Origin of the sequence: Haemophilus parainfluenzae, assembly GCF_003253005.1 — a bacterium.
GTDB lineage: Bacteria > Pseudomonadota > Gammaproteobacteria > Enterobacterales > Pasteurellaceae > Haemophilus_D > Haemophilus_D parainfluenzae_M.
This window is the reverse complement of the sequence record NZ_QEPZ01000007.1, coordinates 15,817-35,239: the sequence shown is the minus strand read 5'-3', so window position 1 is coordinate 35,239 and position 19,423 is coordinate 15,817. Positions and strand designations below refer to the sequence as shown.

At 39.2% G+C, this 19,423-nt stretch carries 16 protein-coding genes and 4 pseudogenes; 12 read left to right on the top strand and 8 right to left on the bottom strand.

Annotated features, from left to right (window positions below; translation table 11 throughout):
* The first annotated feature begins 25 nt into the window (after positions 1-25).
* The 3 genes from dnaG (at position 26) to psiE (ending at position 4,320) form a co-directional block, all read left to right on the top strand.
* Positions 26-1,810, top strand: a complete 1,785-nt coding sequence (dnaG, locus tag DPV97_RS08270; RefSeq protein ID WP_049381907.1) for a DNA primase — start codon at positions 26-28, stop codon at positions 1,808-1,810.
* Between the two features lie 69 nt (positions 1,811-1,879).
* Positions 1,880-3,769 (top strand): RNA polymerase sigma factor RpoD, encoded by a 1,890-nt coding sequence (gene rpoD / locus DPV97_RS08265; protein WP_049381908.1) that lies wholly within the window; start codon positions 1,880-1,882, stop codon positions 3,767-3,769.
* A 134-nt stretch (positions 3,770-3,903) separates the two neighbouring features.
* The gene (gene psiE, locus DPV97_RS08260; RefSeq protein ID WP_014064650.1) at positions 3,904-4,320 is read left to right on the top strand and encodes a phosphate-starvation-inducible protein PsiE; all 417 of its coding nucleotides are present in this window, start codon (positions 3,904-3,906) and stop codon (positions 4,318-4,320) included.
* Between the two features lie 35 nt (positions 4,321-4,355).
* On the opposite strand, the gene DPV97_RS08255 is transcribed toward psiE, so the two are convergent.
* The 3 genes and pseudogenes from DPV97_RS08255 to DPV97_RS08250 form a co-directional block, all read right to left on the bottom strand.
* Positions 4,356-5,201 carry a 23S rRNA (adenine(2030)-N(6))-methyltransferase RlmJ gene (locus DPV97_RS08255; protein WP_049362462.1) on the bottom strand — a complete coding sequence of 282 codons (846 nt, stop codon included), beginning with the start codon at positions 5,199-5,201 and terminating at the stop codon, positions 4,356-4,358.
* Between the two features lie 66 nt (positions 5,202-5,267).
* Positions 5,268-5,957 (bottom strand): annotated as a pseudogene (locus DPV97_RS09745) (penicillin-binding protein 1A); the annotation flags it as partial.
* Positions 5,958-6,035: 78 nt separating this feature from the next.
* A pseudogene (locus DPV97_RS08250) lies at positions 6,036-7,886 on the bottom strand (penicillin-binding protein 1A); the annotation flags it as partial.
* 99 nt (positions 7,887-7,985) lie between these two features.
* On the opposite strand from DPV97_RS08250, the gene DPV97_RS08245 reads away from it, so the two are divergent.
* From DPV97_RS08245 to nfuA, 7 genes are all read left to right on the top strand, one after another.
* Entirely contained in the window at positions 7,986-8,834 is an 849-nt protein-coding gene (locus tag DPV97_RS08245; protein ID WP_065242935.1) for a pilus assembly protein PilM, read from the top strand.
* On the top strand, positions 8,818-9,333 hold the full coding sequence (locus DPV97_RS08240; RefSeq protein WP_005694713.1) for a PilN family protein: 516 nt from the start codon (positions 8,818-8,820) through the stop codon (positions 9,331-9,333). The genes DPV97_RS08245 and DPV97_RS08240 overlap by 17 nt, the downstream gene beginning before the upstream one ends.
* Positions 9,330-9,872 carry a hypothetical protein gene (locus DPV97_RS08235; protein ID WP_005694712.1) on the top strand — a complete coding sequence of 181 codons (543 nt, stop codon included), beginning with the start codon at positions 9,330-9,332 and terminating at the stop codon, positions 9,870-9,872. Before DPV97_RS08240 ends, DPV97_RS08235 begins: the two co-directional genes overlap by 4 nt.
* A complete protein-coding gene (locus DPV97_RS08230) occupies positions 9,872-10,255 on the top strand; it encodes a pilus assembly protein PilP (RefSeq protein WP_005697438.1) in 384 nt (127 codons plus the stop codon). The genes DPV97_RS08235 and DPV97_RS08230 overlap by 1 nt, the downstream gene beginning before the upstream one ends.
* Before the next feature lies 1 nt (position 10,256).
* Positions 10,257-11,639, top strand: a complete 1,383-nt coding sequence (locus DPV97_RS08225; protein WP_081279055.1) for a type IV pilus secretin PilQ — start codon at positions 10,257-10,259, stop codon at positions 11,637-11,639.
* A 19-nt stretch (positions 11,640-11,658) separates the two neighbouring features.
* Positions 11,659-12,348 carry a ComF family protein gene (locus DPV97_RS08220; protein WP_065242967.1) on the top strand — a complete coding sequence of 230 codons (690 nt, stop codon included), beginning with the start codon at positions 11,659-11,661 and terminating at the stop codon, positions 12,346-12,348.
* 115 nt (positions 12,349-12,463) lie between these two features.
* Positions 12,464-13,048 carry a Fe-S biogenesis protein NfuA gene (nfuA, locus tag DPV97_RS08215; RefSeq protein WP_005694707.1) on the top strand — a complete coding sequence of 195 codons (585 nt, stop codon included), beginning with the start codon at positions 12,464-12,466 and terminating at the stop codon, positions 13,046-13,048.
* Positions 13,049-13,091: 43 nt separating this feature from the next.
* On the opposite strand, the gene DPV97_RS08210 is transcribed toward nfuA, so the two are convergent.
* Both DPV97_RS08210 and yihA read right to left on the bottom strand, forming a co-directional pair.
* A complete protein-coding gene (locus DPV97_RS08210; protein ID WP_070712582.1) occupies positions 13,092-14,621 on the bottom strand; it encodes a YifB family Mg chelatase-like AAA ATPase in 1,530 nt (509 codons plus the stop codon).
* Between the two features lie 129 nt (positions 14,622-14,750).
* Entirely contained in the window at positions 14,751-15,365 is a 615-nt protein-coding gene (yihA, locus tag DPV97_RS08205) for a ribosome biogenesis GTP-binding protein YihA/YsxC (RefSeq protein WP_032822378.1), read from the bottom strand.
* A gap of 114 nt (positions 15,366-15,479) precedes the next feature.
* Between yihA and DPV97_RS08200 the strand changes: the two genes are divergently transcribed.
* The gene (locus DPV97_RS08200; protein WP_070712580.1) at positions 15,480-16,349 is read left to right on the top strand and encodes a VirK/YbjX family protein; all 870 of its coding nucleotides are present in this window, start codon (positions 15,480-15,482) and stop codon (positions 16,347-16,349) included.
* Positions 16,350-16,388: 39 nt separating this feature from the next.
* Here the strand turns inward: DPV97_RS08200 and oppF are convergent, their stop codons facing one another.
* The 3 genes and pseudogenes from oppF to DPV97_RS08185 form a co-directional block, all read right to left on the bottom strand.
* Positions 16,389-17,387, bottom strand: coding sequence for a murein tripeptide/oligopeptide ABC transporter ATP binding protein OppF (gene oppF, locus DPV97_RS08195; RefSeq protein WP_070712577.1), 999 nt, complete (start codon positions 17,385-17,387; stop codon positions 16,389-16,391).
* Positions 17,384-17,653, bottom strand: a pseudogene (locus DPV97_RS08190) (oligopeptide/dipeptide ABC transporter ATP-binding protein); the annotation flags it as partial. The gene oppF and the pseudogene DPV97_RS08190, both read right to left, overlap by 4 nt.
* Positions 17,652-18,014 (bottom strand): annotated as a pseudogene (locus DPV97_RS08185) (ABC transporter substrate-binding protein); the annotation flags it as partial. The pseudogenes DPV97_RS08190 and DPV97_RS08185, both read right to left, overlap by 2 nt.
* Positions 18,015-18,306: 292 nt before the next feature.
* Between DPV97_RS08185 and tal the strand changes: the two are divergent.
* Entirely contained in the window at positions 18,307-19,260 is a 954-nt protein-coding gene (gene tal / locus DPV97_RS08180; RefSeq protein ID WP_070712575.1) for a transaldolase, read from the top strand.
* The last annotated feature ends 163 nt before the right edge of the window (positions 19,261-19,423 follow it).

Genomic DNA, 19,423 nt, shown 5'->3' with positions numbered 1-19,423 from the left:
GCATCGTATTCAGGGAGGCAAGGCAATGAAAGGCTCTATTCCACGCCAATTTATTGATGATCTGCTCACAAAATCGAATATCGTCGATGTGATTAATGCACGCGTGAAACTCAAAAAAGCGGGACGAGATTATCAAGCTTGTTGTCCGTTTCATCACGAAAAAACACCATCTTTTACGGTAAGTGAAAAAAAACAATTTTATTATTGCTTTGGCTGCGGTGCGAAAGGCAATGCCATTTCATTTTTAATGGATTACGATAAATTAGAATTTGTTGAAGCCGTTGAAGAACTTGCTGCTTCGGCAGGGCTTGAAGTGCCTTATGAAAAACGCCCAAATCAATTCGGCAATAAACCGGATGTGAGCTATCAAACAAAACGTAATTTATACGATTTAATGAAAGAGATTGCGTCGTTTTATCAAGCTCAACTCCCGCTAAATATTCCTGCTCAAAGCTATCTTCAGCAACGTGGTTTATCGCCAGAAATTATTGCTCGTTTTCAAATCGGTTATGTGCCCAATGCGATGGATACGGTGTTGCGTCAATTCGGTAAAAATCGAGAAGAACAGAAAAAGCTGTTTGATTTAGGTATGCTTTCTCGCAATGATCGTGGCAATGTGTACGATAAATTCCGTAATCGCATTATGTTTCCGATTCGAGATAAACGTGGTCGTACGGTCGCTTTTGGGGGACGTGTTTTAACAGATGAAAAGCCCAAATATTTAAACTCACCTGAAACTATTACATACCATAAAGGTAATGAACTTTATGGTTTGTATGAAGCCTTACAAATCAATGATGAGCCAGAAAAATTATTAGTAGTTGAAGGTTACATGGACGTGGTGGCATTAGCGCAATTTGGTGTAAATTATGCTGTGGCTTCCCTAGGTACATCAACGACCTCGGAGCAAATTCAATTATTGTTCCGTTCAACAGAGCAAGTCATTTGCTGCTACGATGGCGATAGAGCAGGGCGTGATGCCGCGTGGCGCGCACTTGAAAACGCTTTACCTTATCTGGAAGATGGACGACAAATTAAGTTTATTTTCCTGCCGGATGGAGAAGATCCGGATACTTATATTCGTCAATATGGTCAAGAAAAGTTTGAAGAATATATTGAGCAAGCTCAGTCTCTCACGGAATTCTTATTCGCGCATTTAAGTCCACAGGTGGATTTTTCAACGCAAGAAGGGCGAGGTAAATTAGTAGCACTCGCGGCGCCTTTAATTCGTCAAATTCCTGGTGATATGTTGCGCTTGTCATTACGCAATATGTTGACGCAAAAGCTTGGGATCTTTGATCAATCACAGCTTGAAAGCTTAATTCCAAATCAAATAGACAAAGCTGAACCCAAACCTAAAACGCCACAAAAAACAATTAAGAAAACGCCAATGCGTGTGGTGATTTCGCTGTTATTACAGAATTCACAATTAGTGAATCGCATTTCGGATGTGGGTTTACAAGCCTTAAAGCATGAGGCAGGTTACGAATTACTCGAAAAATTGACCGCACTTTGCCGTGAACGAGAAGGCATTACAACAGGGCAAATCTTAGAATATTTTCGCGATACAGAATTCAGTAAGCCCCTTGAAATATTAGCTTCTTGGGATCATCTATTAGATGACTTCGAAATCATTAATGCATTCTCTCAAAACTATCGTCGATTGAATATTCAAGCAATTGAACGTGACATTGAAATGCTTATCGCTAAAGAAAGAGCGGAAGGCTTAACTGATCAAGAACGAGCAATTTTAGTGAATTTGCTCAAGGGAAAAGAAGAGCAGAAAAAACAGTTAGTTAATCCGTCATAACAATGGTAAAATCTCCTGTTCAAAACAAGGGCTTTTATCTTCCAAAAATAACGCAAAACGGGAATAAAAATGGAACAAAATCAACAATCTACCGCAGAGCAATATTCAGAACAAATTGAACAGCTTATGGAATTGGGTCGTACGCAAGGTTATTTAACCTATGCGGAGATTAATGACTTACTTCCGGAAGATGTGATCGATCCGGAATATTACGATAAGTTGTTGCAGACTTTACAGCATGATGCGGGTATTCCAGTTCTTGATGAAGCACCGGAAAGTGACGAAATGATGTTGAATGACACGATTCCGGATGAAGATGCAGTGGAAGAAGCAACGCAGATTTTATCCAATGTGGAATCTGAAATCGGTCGTACAACCGATCCTGTGCGTATGTATATGCGTGAAATGGGTACCGTTGATCTTCTTACCCGTGAAGATGAAATCAGCATTGCAAAACGTATTGAAGAAGGGATTGATGAAGTTCAAACCGCCATTGCAGCATACCCAGAAGCGTTAACAGAGCTATTAAATAATTATGATCAAGTTGAAGCAGGTAATTATCGTTTAGCTGATTTAATCACAGGCTTTGTGGATCCAAATGTTTCTGAAGAGGATACCGCAAACATTGATGAAAATTTTGCGGATGAAGATGAAAGTGCTGAATCTTCGGCAGACATTGATGATGAGAGCGATGAAGAAGATGAAAGCGATAGCAGCTCAAGTTCAGATGACAGCGATTCAGATAACAGCATCGATCCTGAAGTAGCGCGAGAAAGATTTACAGCATTAAGAGAACAACATACTAAAACATTAGCAACTATTGTAAAACATGGACGTAGTGGTAAACGTGCAAAAGAGCAAATTACTCAATTAGCAGATATCTTCAAACAATTCCGTTTAGTGCCTAAACAATTTGATGTACTTGTTTTATCAATGAAGAATATGATGAAACGTGTACGTTCAGAAGAGCGTCAACTACAAAAAGTATTAGTTGATATTGCGGGTATGCCAAAAGATGAATTTGAGGCACTGATTATTGCTAATGGCAGCAGTGATGCATGGGTAGCAAAAGCATTAAAATCAACGAAAGCTTGGGCAAAACGTTTACCAAAATATGAAGAGCGCATCCGTTTATCTTTAGATAACTTAGCGAATATTGAGCAAAATACCAATCTTACCATCCAACAAATGCGTGAGATTTGTGATGCGGTATCTCGTGGTGAGCAAAAAGCACGCCGTGCGAAAAAAGAAATGGTTGAAGCGAACTTACGTTTGGTGATCTCTATTGCGAAAAAATATACCAACCGAGGTTTACAATTCTTGGATTTAATTCAAGAAGGGAATATTGGTTTGATGAAAGCGGTAGATAAATTTGAATACCGTCGTGGTTATAAATTCTCTACTTATGCAACCTGGTGGATTCGTCAGGCCATTACTCGTTCGATTGCGGACCAAGCGCGCACAATCCGTATTCCTGTTCATATGATTGAAACGATTAACAAATTAAATCGTATTTCTCGTCAAATGTTACAAGAAATGGGACGTGAAGCCACACCGGAAGAGCTTGCTGAGCGCATGGGTATGCCAGAAGATAAAATTCGTAAAGTGCTTAAAATTGCGAAAGAACCTATTTCTATGGAAACCCCAATCGGTGATGACGATGATTCACATTTAGGTGACTTCATTGAGGATTCAACCCTTGAATTGCCATTGGATTCAGCAACCGCACAAAGCTTAAAAGTAGCAACTCATGAAGTGTTAGAAGGTTTAACTCCTCGTGAAGCAAAAGTATTACGTATGCGTTTTGGTATTGATATGAATACCGACCATACACTTGAAGAAGTGGGTAAACAATTTGATGTAACCCGTGAGCGTATTCGTCAGATTGAAGCTAAGGCATTGCGTAAATTACGTCATCCAAGCCGTTCGGAAACATTAAGAAGTTTCTTGGATGAGTAATTATTCGGTAATATAAAAAAAGAAAAGGCAGAGAACTCTGCCTTTTTTGTTTGATTAAATTTAGTTATTTACCACGAAATCACATTCCTTTAAAATACGCGACTTTCGTCATTTAAAAACAAAAAAGGAACTTTATGGAAGAATCTCAAGAACTCGAAAAACTGCCGCGAGTGATTACCGGTGTATTAAAAGTAGTATTAAGTTTTTCACTTATTGCTTTGGCTTTAGTGTTGATTATTGCTTTAGCTAAAATCACGTACACTTTAGCAATTATGGTATTCAATACATCAAGCGTCGTGCCTTATGAAGTCGCTGAACAAGCCGTGATGTTTTTCTTATACTTCGGTTTTATTGGCCTTATCGTGCAATATTTTAAAAGTGGCTATCACTTTCCTTTGCGCTATTTTATTTACGCGGGGATTACGGCCATGTTGCGCCTGATTATTGTGAATCATGAGAGCTCAGTTGATACCATCTTATTCGCAGGCGCGATTTTAATTATGGTTATTGCACTTTGTTTAGTGTTGTATTCCAATAAAATTAAAATTTAAAAGTGCGGTCATTTTGACCGAGGTTTTGGAATGGATTATTCAGGCACAATCCATTCCACTGTCCAACTTCCCGTACCTTCAGGGACGAGCGTTTGGGTCAAATAAGGCAAAATAGATTTCATTTGCTGTTCTAATTGCCAAGGTGGATTAATCACCACCATTCCACTTGCGGTCATACCACGTTGATCGCTATCAGGGCGAACAGCCAATTCAATTTTCAAAATTTTACGAATTCCAGTTGCTTCTAATCCTTTAAAAATGCGTTTTGTTTGTTGGCGTAGAACTACTGGATACCAAATCGCATAAGTACCTGTCGCAAAGCGTTTATAACCCTCTTCGATCGCTTTTACTACGAGATCATAATCTTCTTTTAATTCATAAGGCGGATCAATAAGCACTAAGCCACGACGTTCTTTTGGTGGAAGTGTCGCTTTAAGTTGTTGGAAACCATTTTCTGATTTTGTGGTGATATTTTTAAATTCTTTGAAATTATTGCGTAATAATGGAAAATCGCTCGGATGTAATTCTGTCAGTAATGCACGATCTTGCGAACGCAATAATTGTGCAGCAATCATTGGTGAGCCCGCATAATAGCGTAATTCTTTACCGCCATAATTGAGTTTTTTAATGAGAGCCACGTAGCGAGCAACTTCTTCGGGTAAATCTGTTCTTTCCCAAAGTCTCCCAATTCCCTCTTTGTATTCGCTGGTTTTTTCTGATTCGGTAGAACTTAAACGATAACGACCCACACCAGAATGGGTGTCGAGATAGTAGAAACCTTTTTCTTTTAGTGAAAGATTTTCTAGAATCAGCATTAGTACAATGTGCTTAAGCACATCGGCGTGGTTGCCAGCATGGAAGCTGTGACGATAACTTAACATGGTTTGTCCTTTTGACGTAAAAAAGTGCGGTCAAAATTAACCGCACTTTTAGTATTTAAATCAGGGTTAGAATAATTCTTCTGGTTGCGTTGCTGGAATTGCGTCTTTGATTTTACCTGTTCCGCCATTCAAGCGTTGTTGTAACTCAGGTGGAACATAATAACCACGCTCTTTCATTTCCGCAATGTAAGTACGTTTAGGCTCGGTACCAACGATAAAGTATTCTTTACGGCCACCACCTTCAGAAAGTAAACCAGAGTTACTGTCAATGGTTTTCTCTATGATATTTGGTGGAAGCTCAAGTTGACGTTCTGGTACATCAGAAAGTGCCGCTTTCATATAAGCGACCCAGGCTGGCATAGCGGTTTTCGCACCTGCTTCACCTCTACCTAATACACGCTTGTTATCATCAAAACCGATATAGGTCGTGGTCACTAAGTTAGCACCAAAGCCTGCATACCAAGCAACTTTCGCGCTATTGGTTGTACCGGTTTTACCGCCTATATCACTACGCTTAATACTTTGCGCGATACGCCAGCTGGTACCTTTCCAACCGAGACCTTGTTCACCATAAATCGCCGTATTTAATGCACTACGAATTAAGAAGGCTAATTCGCCGCTAATCACACGAGGCGCATATTCTTGTTTCGCCACGCCGTCTTTCGCATCAGCCATTAAATCAACAGAACCGTCATTTAATGCTGATGTTTGAAGCTCTGGCAAGTCTGGTATATTCTCAGGTTGCTGCTCACCCTCACCTTCATCTGTATCGGTGTTGCTATTACCTTTAGCAGATTTTAGATTGTCAGGGTTAGCCACTTCTGCGACATCTTTAAAACCATCAATTTTATCTTTGGTTTCACCATAAATCACAGGAATGTCGTTACAGGTAATACAAGCAATTTTTGGGTTCGCAATAAATAAATCTTTACCGGTATTATCTTGAATTTTTTCGATAAGGTAAGGATCAATTAAGAAACCACCATTATCAAATACCGCGTAAGCACGCGCCATTTCCAATGGAGTGAAGGATGCCGCACCTAATGCAAGCGCTTCGCTGGCAAAATATTGGTCACGTTTGAATCCAAAACGTTGTAAGAAGTCAGCCGTAAAGCCAACACCTGCGGTTTGTAGAGCTCGGATGGCAATCATGTTTTTAGATTGACCTAAACCCACACGTAAACGCATTGGACCGTCATAACGATCAGGTGAGTTTTTCGGTTGCCACAAAGGTTGTCCTGGTTTTTGAATGGAGATAGGACTGTCTTGCAATACGCTTGAAAGCGTTAAACCTTTCTCTAATGCCGCTGCATAGATAAATGGTTTAATCGAAGAACCGACTTGCACTAAAGATTGGGTTGCTCGGTTAAATTTACTTTGTTCGTAGCTAAAACCACCCACCATGGCCTCAATAGCACCATTATCAGAGTTTAATGAAACTAATGCAGAGTTAGCTGCCGGAATTTGGCCTAACACCCACTCACCATTATCACGTTTACGAATCCAAATCTGTTCGCCCACTTTAACAGGGGATTTACCTGCCCAACGCATTGCGTTTGAAGACAGCGTCATCGTTTCATTATTAGCTAAAAGTAATTCTGCATCATTTTTACCCAATGCGGTTACCGCCGCTGGAATAAAAGGTTCTGAATCAGGCAATTTTTTCAAGAAAGCGACAATACGCTCGTTGTCCCATACGGCTTCACCTTTTTTCCATAGAGGCGCGCCACCACGCCAGCCATGACGCATATCATAATCGATCAGGTTATTACGTACGGCTTTTTGTGCTTCTGCTTGATCTTTTGACAGTACAGTTGTGAAGACTTTATAACCTTTGGTGTAAGCATCTTCCTCACCAAAACGTTTTACCATTTCTTGACGAACCATTTCAGTCACATAGTCTGCACGGAATTCAAATTTTGCACCGTGATAACTCGCTACGATTGGCTCTTTGATGGCTGCATCATATTCTGCTTTGGTGATTTTGTTTTCATCCAACATACGACCTAATACCACATTACGGCGTTCTTCCGCACGTTTTGGTGAATACAATGGGTTCATTGTTGAAGGTGCTTTTGGTAAGCCTGCAATGATCGCCATTTCAGAAAGTGTTAATTCATCTAAGTTTTTACCAAAGTAGGTTTGAGCAGCTGCTGCAACGCCATAAGAGCGATACCCTAAGAAAATTTTATTCAAATAAAGTTCTAAAATTTCTTGTTTGCTTAAGGCATTTTCAATTTCAATGGCTAATACTGCTTCGCGAGCTTTACGAATGATGGTTTTCTCTGGGGTTAAGAAGAAGTTACGTGCAAGCTGTTGTGTAATGGTACTTGCCCCTTGAGATGCACCACCATTGTTGACAGCAACAAAAATCGCACGAGCAATACCGACAGGGTCTAAACCGTGATGGTCATAAAAACGGCTATCTTCCGTCGCTAAGAAAGCATCTTGCAGACGCTGAGGCACATTTTCTAATTTCACTGGAATACGGCGTTGTTCACCGACTTCACCGATCAATTTGCCATCAGCCGTATAAATTTGCATCGGTTGTTGTAACTCGACGGTTTTTAGGCTTTCTACCGATGGTAAGGAGGATTTTAAGTGAAAATACAGTACACCACCGGCGACTAACCCCAGTATACATATCGTAAATAGGGTACTTAATATTAATTTTGCGATCCGCATCGTAAAATTCTCTCTGGTTTAATGAATATTCAAAAAATTAAAATTATGATTTTGGCTGCTAAGTATAAAAGATTAATCCCCTAAAGAATAGGAAAGAATATGGAAATTGCCCATAGAAAGCAGCGAAAACAACAAATTGGTGTGAGTAAACAACAAGATAACCTCTATTTCGTTTGGCTAGATGCATTCCACAAAGTTCAATCTATTTGCTTAAATGGACAGCAAAAAGACATTTTTTCCCATTTATTACCTCATTTACCACAAAAAACTAGCCAATGTTGTTTTATCGGAGCCATTTCACCCCATTTAACTTGGTCTAAAACGCTTATTTTACCGCAAACTCTCAATGTCCAGGAATGTGAACAACAATGTCGTTTCATTTTGCAAAAAGAATTACCGATTCCGTTGGATGAATTATGGTTTGATTATCTGACCACGCCATTAAAACAAGGTTTTCGTTTGGATATCACGGCGATTCGACAAGAAAGCGCTAAAGCGGAATTAGCAAAATATTTGCCGCTAAAATTGACCGCACTTGATTTACTGAATCACAGTATTTTACGCGCATTTTATGTCATTTTAGGGCAAGAGCCGATTAACACTTTATTTTTATATCAAGATCAACAAGGTTGTCTCGCTGTTTGTGAACGCTTACAACAACGACAAGTTTTGCAATCTCAAAGTGATTTATCTGAGCTTTATCAACAATTTATCCAACGCTTTCCCGAAACGATAGAACAGGTTTATGTGTATCAAACGCCAGATATATTGAATTCACGCACGATAGAATCACTGCCTCAGGATTGGCAACGCATCGAAACAGATTTACCTTTCATCGCTTTAGGTAATGCACTGTGGCAAACCGATTTAAAGCTAGTGGATTTATCCTCAAAAACACCCGCACTTTTGCCTCCAATTAATCGGGAGAGTGATGATGTTAAGCCTTAATTTATTGCCTTGGCGCTTAGAACAACATCAAAAGGCTTTTAAGCGCTTTATGTGGCAAGGTTTAATTTGGCTAGCTTGCTCAGTGTTGATTGTCTTTGGCTTGAGTCATCTTAATGAACAACAAGTGTATGTGCTAAATCAGACAAAAGAAAAACTCGCACAAATCACCAATCAAGTCCATAAGAAACATATTCAAGTTCAGCAACTACAAAGTAACCTGAAAGAAATGAATGAGCTGACAGAAATGGATACAGAATATGTGTATCGGATGCTTAACTTATTAAGTGAGTTACCATTACAACAAGGTGAGTTAGATGTATTTACGCTCAATGCTAAGCAAGTTGCCCTTTCTGGCATGACGGAAAATCAACAAGAATTTGAAGCGATACATCAATTTCTTAAACATCATTTTACAGAGGTTAATTTGACCAAGTTTCAACCAGTGCAACAACAGTTATTCTTTCAATTTGATATTCAGTTATTGGAGTCTGAGCAATGAAGAATCTTATCGATGAGATTGTTCAAAAAACTGCACAAGGTTGGTTGGGGAAATGGCTTCGATTATCTCAAATGGTGCATGCTATCTTTTGGTTGAGTGCACTAAGTGCGGTCATTTTTTTACCTGTTTTTCGTTACGTTGAAAATAGCAATGAACGACATCGACTTGACGCAGAATTGAGTTTGCAACAACAAGAGTGGGAGAAACAGGAAAAGATTTTACAAACTTTAAGGCAAAAGTCAGACAGCCGACAACTTTCTCCAGAATTGGCTAATTCTGTGTTGCCGATCAATCAGCATGTTCAGGCATTGTTAAATGGGCGACTTCGAGCGTTGGATTTACGTTGGGATTTTTCTCAACATACTTTGTTACATTTGTCATTACAAGGCTATTTTGCCGATTTACAGCAATTTTTGACCGCACTTTTAAGGGACATTCCTAAACTTTCGTTAACTCAATTAAACATTGAGAAATTAGATGAAGAGGAAAATGCTTCTATTACATGTGAGTTAATTTTCCAATTGAATAAGGACAAGTAATGAAAAAGCTCTTTTTAATCTTGATAGCGACTTTTTCTGTATCCGTATTTTCGCAAGATCCTTTTGATCGTAAACAAAGAGAACAAACCGAATATCCAAAAGAGGGGCTCACCCTACCGCCGGTGTCGACTTGCGTATATTCGGAGCCGAGACTGGCGGAGGAACGCCCATTGGCTCAACTACATATTGTGGGTGTCGTGCAATACGGTAAACAGGCAGAAGTATTCTTTAATGATGATGGGCATATTCTTTCTGCTCAAGTGGGGCAGCGGATTGGAAAGGAAGGCTATTTAATCGAAAAAGTAAGTAAAAACAGTGTGGCTTTCCAAGGTTATAAAACAGGGCAATGTGAACAAACGACCTCAATCATAATGGGATTTTAAAATGGTAAAGCAGAAAATAAAAACAAAGTTTGGTCAGTTTTTAATGTGTTTTCTGATCCTATGGACAACTTATTCAGTGGCAGAAAATCGCGTATTTTCACTTCGCTTAAAACAAGCTCCCATAGTAGAGACACTCCAACAACTTGCCCTTGAGCAAAATGCCAATTTAATGATTGATGATGAGTTAGAAGGAACACTTTCATTACAATTAGATAACGTAGATTTTGATCGTTTATTGCGTTCTGTCGCAAAAATCAAAGGGCTCTCTTTTTATCAAGAAAATGATATTTATTATTTAGGTAAGCCTTCTCAACATGAACAATATTCAGAGAAAATAACAGAACCTATGGCGATTAGCGGAGAAAGTTTGCCTAGTGAAACACCACTTGTGAGTACAACGGTTAAACTGCATTTTGCTAAGGCTTCTGATGTGATGAAATCTTTAACCACAGGGAGCGGTTCTTTGCTTTCACCTAGCGGCACAATTACATTTGATGATCGAAGCAATGTATTACTGATTCAGGATGATGCACGTTCACTTAAAAATATCAAAAAATTAATTGCAGAGCTGGATAAACCTATTGAGCAAATTGTCATTGAAGCACGTATTGTGACGATTACCGATGAAAGCCTAAAAGAATTAGGTGTGCGTTGGGGCATTTTTAATCCTACTGAGGCAGCCCATCGAGTGAGTGGCAGTTTAGATGCGAATGGGTTTAGCAATATCAGTAATAATTTAAATGTAAATTTTGCGACAACGGTCACGCCAGCTGGCTCATTAGCACTTCAAGTAGCCAAAATTAATGGTCGATTATTAGACCTAGAATTGACCGCACTTGAACGTGAAAATAACGTAGAAATTATAGCGAGTCCTCGATTACTCACGACCAACAAAAAAAGCGCAAGCATCAAACAAGGGACAGAAATTCCTTATGTGGTGACGAATGGTAAAAATGACACGCAGTCAGTGGAGTTTCGTGAAGCTGTGTTGGGGTTGGAAGTCACACCGCATATTTCGAAGGATAATAATATCTTATTGGATTTATTAGTCAGTCAAAACTCGCCAGGAAATCGCGTGGCTTATGGGCAGAATGAAGTCGTATCTATTGATAAACAAGAAATTAATACGCAAGTGTTTGCCAAAGATGGGGAAACGATTGTATTGGGCGGTGTATTTCACGATACGATCACGAAAGGTGTCGATAAAGTACCATTATTGGGCGATATTCCAGGTATTAAGCGCTTATTTAGTAAGGAAAGTGAACGACATCAAAAACGAGAACTCGTAATTTTTGTGACTCCTCATATTTTGAAACAAGGTGAAAGAATGGAAATGGCCAAAAAAGAAAAGCATTTTAAGCAAGTTGAAAAAGCGAAAAAATAAAGTGTGGTCAATTTTTCTCATGTTTTCTCATTTTTTTCAATTTAGTTGTGTGCATTGCAAGCGAGCTATTCATATTGGTCGAAATGGATTGTGCAGTCGATGTCAGAAGCAAATTAAAACTTTCCCTTATTGTGGGCGATGTGGTTCACCCTTGCAGCATTATGCAATGGGCTGTGGTCATTGTTTGAGAAATGAACCCGCTTGGGATCGTATTGTGATAATTGGACATTACCTTGAACCGCTTTCTTCACTTATTCATCGTTTTAAATTCCAAAAACAGTTTTGGTTAGATCGGAGTTTATCGCGTTTGCTTTATCTTGCGGTGCGAGAGGCGAGACGAACACATGGACTCTCTCTGCCACAGGCGATTATCCCCGTACCGCTATATCATTTTCGACAGTGGCAACGGGGCTATAATCAGGCTGATTTATTGGCTAATTGGTTAAGTCGTTGGTGTGATGTGCCTAACTGTAATCATGTGGTGAAACGGATTAAACATACTCATACTCAGCGAGGTTTAACGGCGAAAGATCGACGACACAATCTTAAAAATGCTTTTGCAGTGAATACCAAAAAGCCTTTTCCTTATGAACGCGTTGCTTTGGTGGATGATGTGATTACAACCGGCTCAACGTTGGCAGAGATAGCCAAACAGCTTCGAAAATTAGGTGTAAAAGAAATTCAGGTATGGGGTTTAGCGAGAGCTTAAATTCTGTTAAAGATAGGATTCATCTATATCTATAAAAATAGGAATAAATGTAGAAAAAATTGCCATATCGGAGTATTATTCTTAACATATTATATCAAATATTAGGACTTTATTTATGGAACAAATTTTTATTTCAGATGCTGCACAAGCACATTTTCGGAAACTTTTAGATACGCAAGAAGAAGGTACAAATATTCGTATTTTTGTCGTGAATCCGGGTACGCCAGGAGCAGAATGTGGCGTGTCCTATTGCCCGCCAAATTCAGTTGAAGCGACTGATACCGAAATGAAATACGATACTTTTTCAGCATTTGTAGATGAAATAAGCTTACCGTTTTTAGAAGATGCGGAAATTGATTATGTAACAGAAGAGCTTGGGGCTCAACTGACTTTAAAAGCGCCTAACGCAAAAATGCGTAAAGTTGCAGATGATGCGCCTTTAATCGAGCGCGTAGAGTATGTGATTCAAACACAAATCAACCCACAATTAGCTAGCCATGGCGGTAAAATCACGTTAATTGAAATTACTGATGATGGTTATGCTGTTCTACAATTCGGTGGTGGCTGTAATGGTTGTTCAATGGTTGATGTCACCCTAAAAGACGGGGTAGAAAAACAGTTAGTTTCGCTCTTCCCGAATGAATTAAAAGGTGCAAGAGACGTAACAGAACACCAACGTGGTGAACATTCTTATTATTAAGAATAGAAGATAAAAAAGGGCTAATCATTCGCCCTTTTATTTTTTAAGCGGCAGATAATTTCTGTAACAACCGATCCATTGCCCGATATCCTAGCGCTTCTGCTAAATGAGGTTGTTGTATCTCTTTTTCGCCATTCAAATCGGCAATTGTGCGTGAGACTTTCAAAATTCGATGGTAGGCTCTTACTGAAAGCCCTAGCTTATTCAGTGCATTCTCAAGAAATAGTGAATCTTTATCTTGTAATTTACAGTCTCGTTCAATTTCTTTGCTTGAAAGATATGCATTGATCTTGCCTGCTCGAGCAAGTTGAATTTCTCTCACTTTTAACACTTTTTCTCTTACTTGTTGGCTTGTTTCGCCTCTATCTCCAGTATTCTGTAAGCTACCTTGTGGCAGAAGGGGCACTTCAATGGATAAATCAAAACGATCTAAAAATGGGCCAGAAAGGCGATTTAAATAACGTATCACTTGTTGTGGCGAGGTGCGGTTATGTGTTCCCGTATAATGCCCCGTTGGACTTGGATTCATCGCCGCAACTAATTGAAAGCGAGCAGGAAATTGGATTTTAGCATTGGCTCGCGAAATAATAATTTCTCCACTTTCTAATGGCTGGCGGAGTGCATCAAGTACTTTACGCTCAAACTCAGGCAATTCATCAAGAAAAAGTACGCCATTATGTGCGAGCGATATTTCGCCTGGTTTTGGAATGGTTCCTCCACCTACTAAGGCTGGCAAAGAGGCACTATGATGTGGTGCTCGAAACGGTCGTTGTTTCCAGTTATGAAAATTTAATTCATTTTGTACTAAACTCGTAACCGAAGCGGTTTCAATGGCTTCTGAATCAGTCATTTCAGGGAGTAATGCGGTGAGACGACTTGCTAACATAGTTTTACCTGTACCGGGAGGACCTAAAAAGAGTAGGTTGTGCTGACCTGCGGCAGCTATTGTTAGTGCTCGTTTCGCATGTTGCTGACCAATAATATCCGTCAAATCTAAGTGATTTTTAGCTGAAAATCTGACCGAACTTTCTTGTACAAGTAATGAGGCCAAAGGTAATTTATCTTGAGTATTTAAGAATTGCACGACCTCTAAAAGGTTTTTAGCGAAATAAGTCTCTTGCTCTGAGACAAGCGACGCCTCATTGGCATTTTGATAAGCGATAATGGGTGCGCGTTTCGCTTTTTGAGCTGCTAAAATGGCAGGAATGACACCGTGTACGCCACGTAATTCACCCGTTAATGCGAGTTCACCAACGAATTCAAATTGTTTTAAACGGCTACCATCTAATTGATCTGATGCAGCCAAGATACCTATCGCAATGGGTAAATCAAATCGTCCCCCTTCTTTGGGTAAATCAGCCGGTGCAAGATTTACGGTGATGCGTTTGGCAGGATATTTGAACTGCGCATTCATTAATGCACTTCTGACACGATCTTGCGCTTCTTTTACAGTTTTTTCGGGTAGGCCAACTAAGGTAAATCCAGGTTTTCCGTTACTTAAGTGTACCTCAATGGTAACAAGAGGGGCTTGTACGCCCATTGAGGCACGGCTATAAACAATGGCAAGAGACATTCAGATTCCTTAAAATGCGGTCAAAAATAATCAGATTTTCGCACTATAAAAAAAGCACAGAATGAAATCATACATTCTGTGCTTTTTTTGCGATCTTGATCGCAGAAATTACTTTTTCTTGATAAAAAACTACGCGAAAAGTGGGGCAAACCAACTATCTAACTTGGCAGCCAATTTATCAATACCAATTTTATTTTGTGCAGAAAAAGCCTCTACTTGAATATCACCTTGGAAGGGTAAAATCGCTTCACGTACCATTTTGACTTGTTTGCTACGTGCACTTTGGCTGAGTTTATCCGCTTTAGTTAAAAGTAGCATAACCGGTAAATCAGCAGAAACTGCCCATTCTATCATTTGTTGATCGAGATCTTTTAAAGGATGGCGAATATCCATTAAAACAACAAGTCCGCCTAAACATTCTCGTTTTTGCAAATATTCCCCGAGGGATTTTTGCCACTCGATTTTCATTTTTTCAGGAACGGCAGCATAGCCATAGCCAGGTAAATCCACTAGTTTACAATTCGGCTCCACCTCAAAAAGGTTGATTAACTGTGTACGACCAGGTGTTTTAGAGGTTCGAGCTAAGCTTTTTTGATTGGTTAACGCATTAAGTGCGGTTGATTTTCCGGCATTTGAGCGTCCAGCAAAAGCAATTTCAATCCCTGTATCTTCTGGGATAGAACGAATATTTGGAGCACTCGTAAGAAAATGTGTTTTATGATAATTCAGTTTAATTTCAGACATAATGGTTCCTTTCATCAATTGACCCTAGCATATCACAAATAGAAAAATTGCTGAAATTATGAGAGAATGTGCACTTTAAATCATTAAAAATATCTTTTAATTATACCAATACCTATGGAATCTCAAGAAAATCAATATCGTTGGACAAAAGCTGAGGCTGTTTATCCCGATCGCCCTGGGCGTTCTTATGCGCTTAAGCGTTTACGTTATCGTCTTCGCGCTTTTTTACACCGTGGATTAATTGTTCAATTTGAGCAATTTATTAACCAGCATCCTTTTCTTGTGACGTTATTAAATGAACATGCAGATTATAGTTATCCGTTAGTTTATCGCTTTTTAGATAAACGTTTTAACAGCAAACAGCGTTTTCAAGCTATCTGTGAGAATCTACTTTTTTTACCTAAAAAATTGACCGCACTTTCAGCACCCATTTATAAAACGCCATTAAGTTTTGGTGAAGTGATTCCTGATTTTGAGATGACATTATCGATGACTACACATCAACCGATGGAAGGTTATTGGGTACTGGAGTTATGGCATAAACCACGTAATGAATTAGTGTATTTGCTTACTTTTGCCAAACTTGGCGAGGCATTACTTATTTCTGTGGTGCAGGGGCCCAATTTTGAAGGATCTAAAGAGATGGTAAAGCAACTCACAAAAACTTGTTATGGTTTGCGCCCCGCTTATTTGATGGTGGAAACGATGAAGGCATTGACGAAAGCATTAGGCTTTAATCAATTGTTAGGTATTCCTCAAAAATATCAAAATAAATCTCGTTTTATTCAAAGCTCTCATTATGTTGTAGATTATGATGTGATTTTTGCTGAATCAGGTGGACAGTTGAAAGATTATTGGGAATTGCCTTTAGAAATAGATAGAAATCTTGATGATGTGCCGAGTAAAAAGCGCTCCATGTATCGCAAGCGTTATGCGATGTTAGATAATTTGGGTAAAGTAATTGAAGAAAAATTGGAATTGTAAAAGTAGAAAGTGCGGTGAATTTTAACCGCACTTTTTGTTTTATAAGACTTTCAAACAAGCCACAAAATGGCTGTTATTTTGGCTGGTGAAAGGTGGTTTTTGTTTCGCACAATTTTCATCGGCTTTCAGGCAGCGGGTACGGAACACGCAACCAGACGGTGGATTAATTGGCGAAGGCAGCTCACCTTCAAGCAATTCGATGGATTTATTGCGTTCCAATTTCGGATCGGGAATCGGAACTGCAGACATTAAGGCTTTGGTATAAGGATGTTTGGTATTGTTATATACTTCCTCATCGCTGCCTAATTCCATTGCATTGCCTAAATACATCACCAACACGCGGTCAGAAATGTGTTTTACCACCGCTAAGTCATGGGCGATGAAAATTAAGGAAAGCCCCATTTCTTTTTGTAGAGATTTCAGTAAATTCACTACTTGTGCCTGAATGGACACATCCAATGCAGAAACAGGTTCATCACAAATGATCATTTTCGGCTCAATGATTAACGCGCGAGCAATACCGATACGCTGACATTGGCCACCAGAAAACTCATGCGGATAGTGGTTAATCAAGTTTGGTAAAAGCCCGACTTTCAACATCATACCTTGCACTTTTTCTTTCACTTCAGCGGTACTTAAGTGCGGTTGGTAGATCTTTAATGGCTCAGCAATGATTTCACCAATATTCATTCGCGGATTGAGAGAGGCGAGCGGATCTTGAAAAATCATTTGGATATCTTTGCGCGTTTCTTTCCATTGTTTCTCTGATTGTTTTCGTAAATTTTTGCCAAGCCACAAGATTTCCCCTTCACTTGCTTCGACTAAACCGATAATAGCGCGCGCAAGTGTGGATTTACCGCAACCAGATTCACCCACTACACCGAGAGTTTCACCTGCGTAAAGTTTAAAAGACACATCCTTGACCGCTTTTAAGGTTTGCGGTTTAGCGAAGACAAGGGATTTATCATTTTTAATTTTAAAACTGACGCCTAAGTGATTGACTTCAAGGAGTAATTCTTTGTTGTTTGAGACTGTCATAGGTTAAATTTCTCCGCGGGTAACCAACAATTACGTAATTGACCGTGATTAAATGTAGTCAGTTTTGGCGCAGTTTGGCATTGTTCGGTAGCAAATTGGCAACGAGATGAGAACGGATAACCTTTTGGCAAATGCAATAAATTCGGTGGATTTCCAGGAATGGTTACCAAGTGTTCTTCATTGCCGTCTAAGCGAGGAATCGCATCCATTAAGCCAATGGAATAAGGATGAGTCGGATGATAGAAAATTTGCTCTGCTGTGCCATAAACGACGCCAAGCAAACACGAAATCGTGCGCGGTAACGGGATCACCATTTGACCATTTGGCATCTTTACGTAAATGGAATGTCCAAGTTTTAAAGTCTGGTGTGTTTTCCCAGCTTTCAGCTACACCCGGTTGAAGTTTACCTTCAGAGTCTGAGGTGACGAGGCCTTCAAGTAATTGATAAGCAACGCTAGATTCAGGTACACCTTCAGTTTTTTGTGGGTCAAAACTTTGTGGTTCAGCCCCGTTATTGATGACGATATGTTGTTTTTCATCTAATTGCGTTCCCTCAGGTACTATAACTGCTTGCGCAGAATAGGAAAGAGCAAGAGCAATTGCAGAGAAAAGTAGTTTGTGTTGCATTTGAGCCTCCTTGTCATTAGGCGATATTTTTATAAAGAGTCTTTCTCTTATTAGCTCAAAATTTCATTTTTGTAAAGATTTGTAAGGTGATTATTTAAAGAAAAATAACGTTTTGTGATTTGTATCTAATAAATTGCGAAAAAATTGCTAAAAGTGATGGTATGAGAGGGTGAATCTAGAATATATTGGTTTTCCCTATCGTAAATATTTTCATGGACGAATTACCCTTTTAAAGCTAATTATGCTATCGTAAGGCAGTTGAATTCAAACAAATCCATTCAAGGAGAATATAATGACAACTCAATTAGATTCACTTCGTCAAATGACCGTTGTGGTCGCAGACACTGGCGATATCGACGCGATTAAAAAATATCAACCACAAGATGCGACTACTAACCCATCATTAATTCTAAGCGCATCTGCACTTCCACAATATGCGCCATTAATTGATGAAGCGGTAGCGTATGCAAAAGCTCAAAGCAATGATAAAGCACAACAACTTATTGACGCAGAAGATAAATTAGCGGTAAATATTGGTTTAGAAATTTTAAAAATCGTTCCGGGACGTATTTCTACTGAAGTGGATGCGCGTCTTTCTTACAACACACAAGCAACGGTTGAAAAAGCGCGTAAATTAATCGCACTTTATAATGCAGCAGGCATTTCAAACGACCGTATTTTGATTAAAATTGCTTCGACATGGCAAGGTATCCGAGCTGCAGAAATCCTTGAAAAAGAAGGCATTAACTGTAACTTAACCTTATTATTCTCTGAAGCGCAAGCTCGTGCTTGTGCAGAAGCAGGCGTTTACTTAATTTCTCCATTTGTAGGTCGTATTTTAGACTGGTACAAAGCAAACTCCGACAAAAAAGAATATGCGCCAGCAGAAGACCCAGGCGTTATTTCTGTCACAAAAATCTACAATTACTACAAAGAATATGGCTACAACACCGTTGTGATGGGCGCGAGCTTCCGTAATGTAGGTGAAATTACTGAACTTGCAGGTTGCGATCGTTTAACCATTGCACCAGCATTACTGAAAGAATTGCAAGAAAATTCAACCGCACTTGTACGCAAACTAGAATACAAAGGCGAAGTAAAAGCGAAACCACAACCATTAACAGAAGCTGAGTTCTATTGGCAACATAACAGTGATGCAATGGCTGTTGAAAAATTAGCAGAGGGAATTCGCAAATTTGCAGTTGACCAAGAGAAATTAGAAGCAATGCTTTCAGCAAAACTTTAATTTAATAGATAAAAGTGCGGTTAGAAATAACCGCATTTTTTATTCTTATCATAAAGTGTTCTAACTCTTAATAATTAGTTCTTGACTAACTCACCAAAGTCATTGAAAATTCAAGACAAGTTTTGCTAAAGCAAAATGGGAACTGCGACTTTTGATACAAAGA

Excerpts from the sequence above, each read along its gene's own strand:
- DPV97_RS08240 (WP_005694713.1), top strand. The coding sequence starts at position 8,818 with ATGATGTTAAGCCTTAATTTATTGCCTTGGCGCTTAGAACAACATCAA.
- nfuA (WP_005694707.1), top strand. The coding sequence starts at position 12,464 with ATGGAACAAATTTTTATTTCAGATGCTGCACAAGCACATTTTCGGAAA.
- psiE (WP_014064650.1), top strand. The coding sequence starts at position 3,904 with ATGGAAGAATCTCAAGAACTCGAAAAACTGCCGCGAGTGATTACCGGT.
- DPV97_RS08255 (WP_049362462.1), bottom strand. The coding sequence starts at position 5,201 with ATGTTAAGTTATCGTCACAGCTTCCATGCTGGCAACCACGCCGATGTG.
- dnaG (WP_049381907.1), top strand. The coding sequence starts at position 26 with ATGAAAGGCTCTATTCCACGCCAATTTATTGATGATCTGCTCACAAAA.
- oppF (WP_070712577.1), bottom strand. The coding sequence starts at position 17,387 with ATGACAGTCTCAAACAACAAAGAATTACTCCTTGAAGTCAATCACTTA.
- DPV97_RS08210 (WP_070712582.1), bottom strand. The coding sequence starts at position 14,621 with ATGTCTCTTGCCATTGTTTATAGCCGTGCCTCAATGGGCGTACAAGCC.
- DPV97_RS08230 (WP_005697438.1), top strand. The coding sequence starts at position 9,872 with ATGAAAAAGCTCTTTTTAATCTTGATAGCGACTTTTTCTGTATCCGTA.
- DPV97_RS08220 (WP_065242967.1), top strand. The coding sequence starts at position 11,659 with ATGTTTTCTCATTTTTTTCAATTTAGTTGTGTGCATTGCAAGCGAGCT.
- tal (WP_070712575.1), top strand. The coding sequence starts at position 18,307 with ATGACAACTCAATTAGATTCACTTCGTCAAATGACCGTTGTGGTCGCA.
- yihA (WP_032822378.1), bottom strand. The coding sequence starts at position 15,365 with ATGTCTGAAATTAAACTGAATTATCATAAAACACATTTTCTTACGAGT.
- DPV97_RS08245 (WP_065242935.1), top strand. The coding sequence starts at position 7,986 with ATGGAAATTGCCCATAGAAAGCAGCGAAAACAACAAATTGGTGTGAGT.
- DPV97_RS08200 (WP_070712580.1), top strand. The coding sequence starts at position 15,480 with ATGGAATCTCAAGAAAATCAATATCGTTGGACAAAAGCTGAGGCTGTT.
- rpoD (WP_049381908.1), top strand. The coding sequence starts at position 1,880 with ATGGAACAAAATCAACAATCTACCGCAGAGCAATATTCAGAACAAATT.
- DPV97_RS08235 (WP_005694712.1), top strand. The coding sequence starts at position 9,330 with ATGAAGAATCTTATCGATGAGATTGTTCAAAAAACTGCACAAGGTTGG.
- DPV97_RS08225 (WP_081279055.1), top strand. The coding sequence starts at position 10,257 with ATGGTAAAGCAGAAAATAAAAACAAAGTTTGGTCAGTTTTTAATGTGT.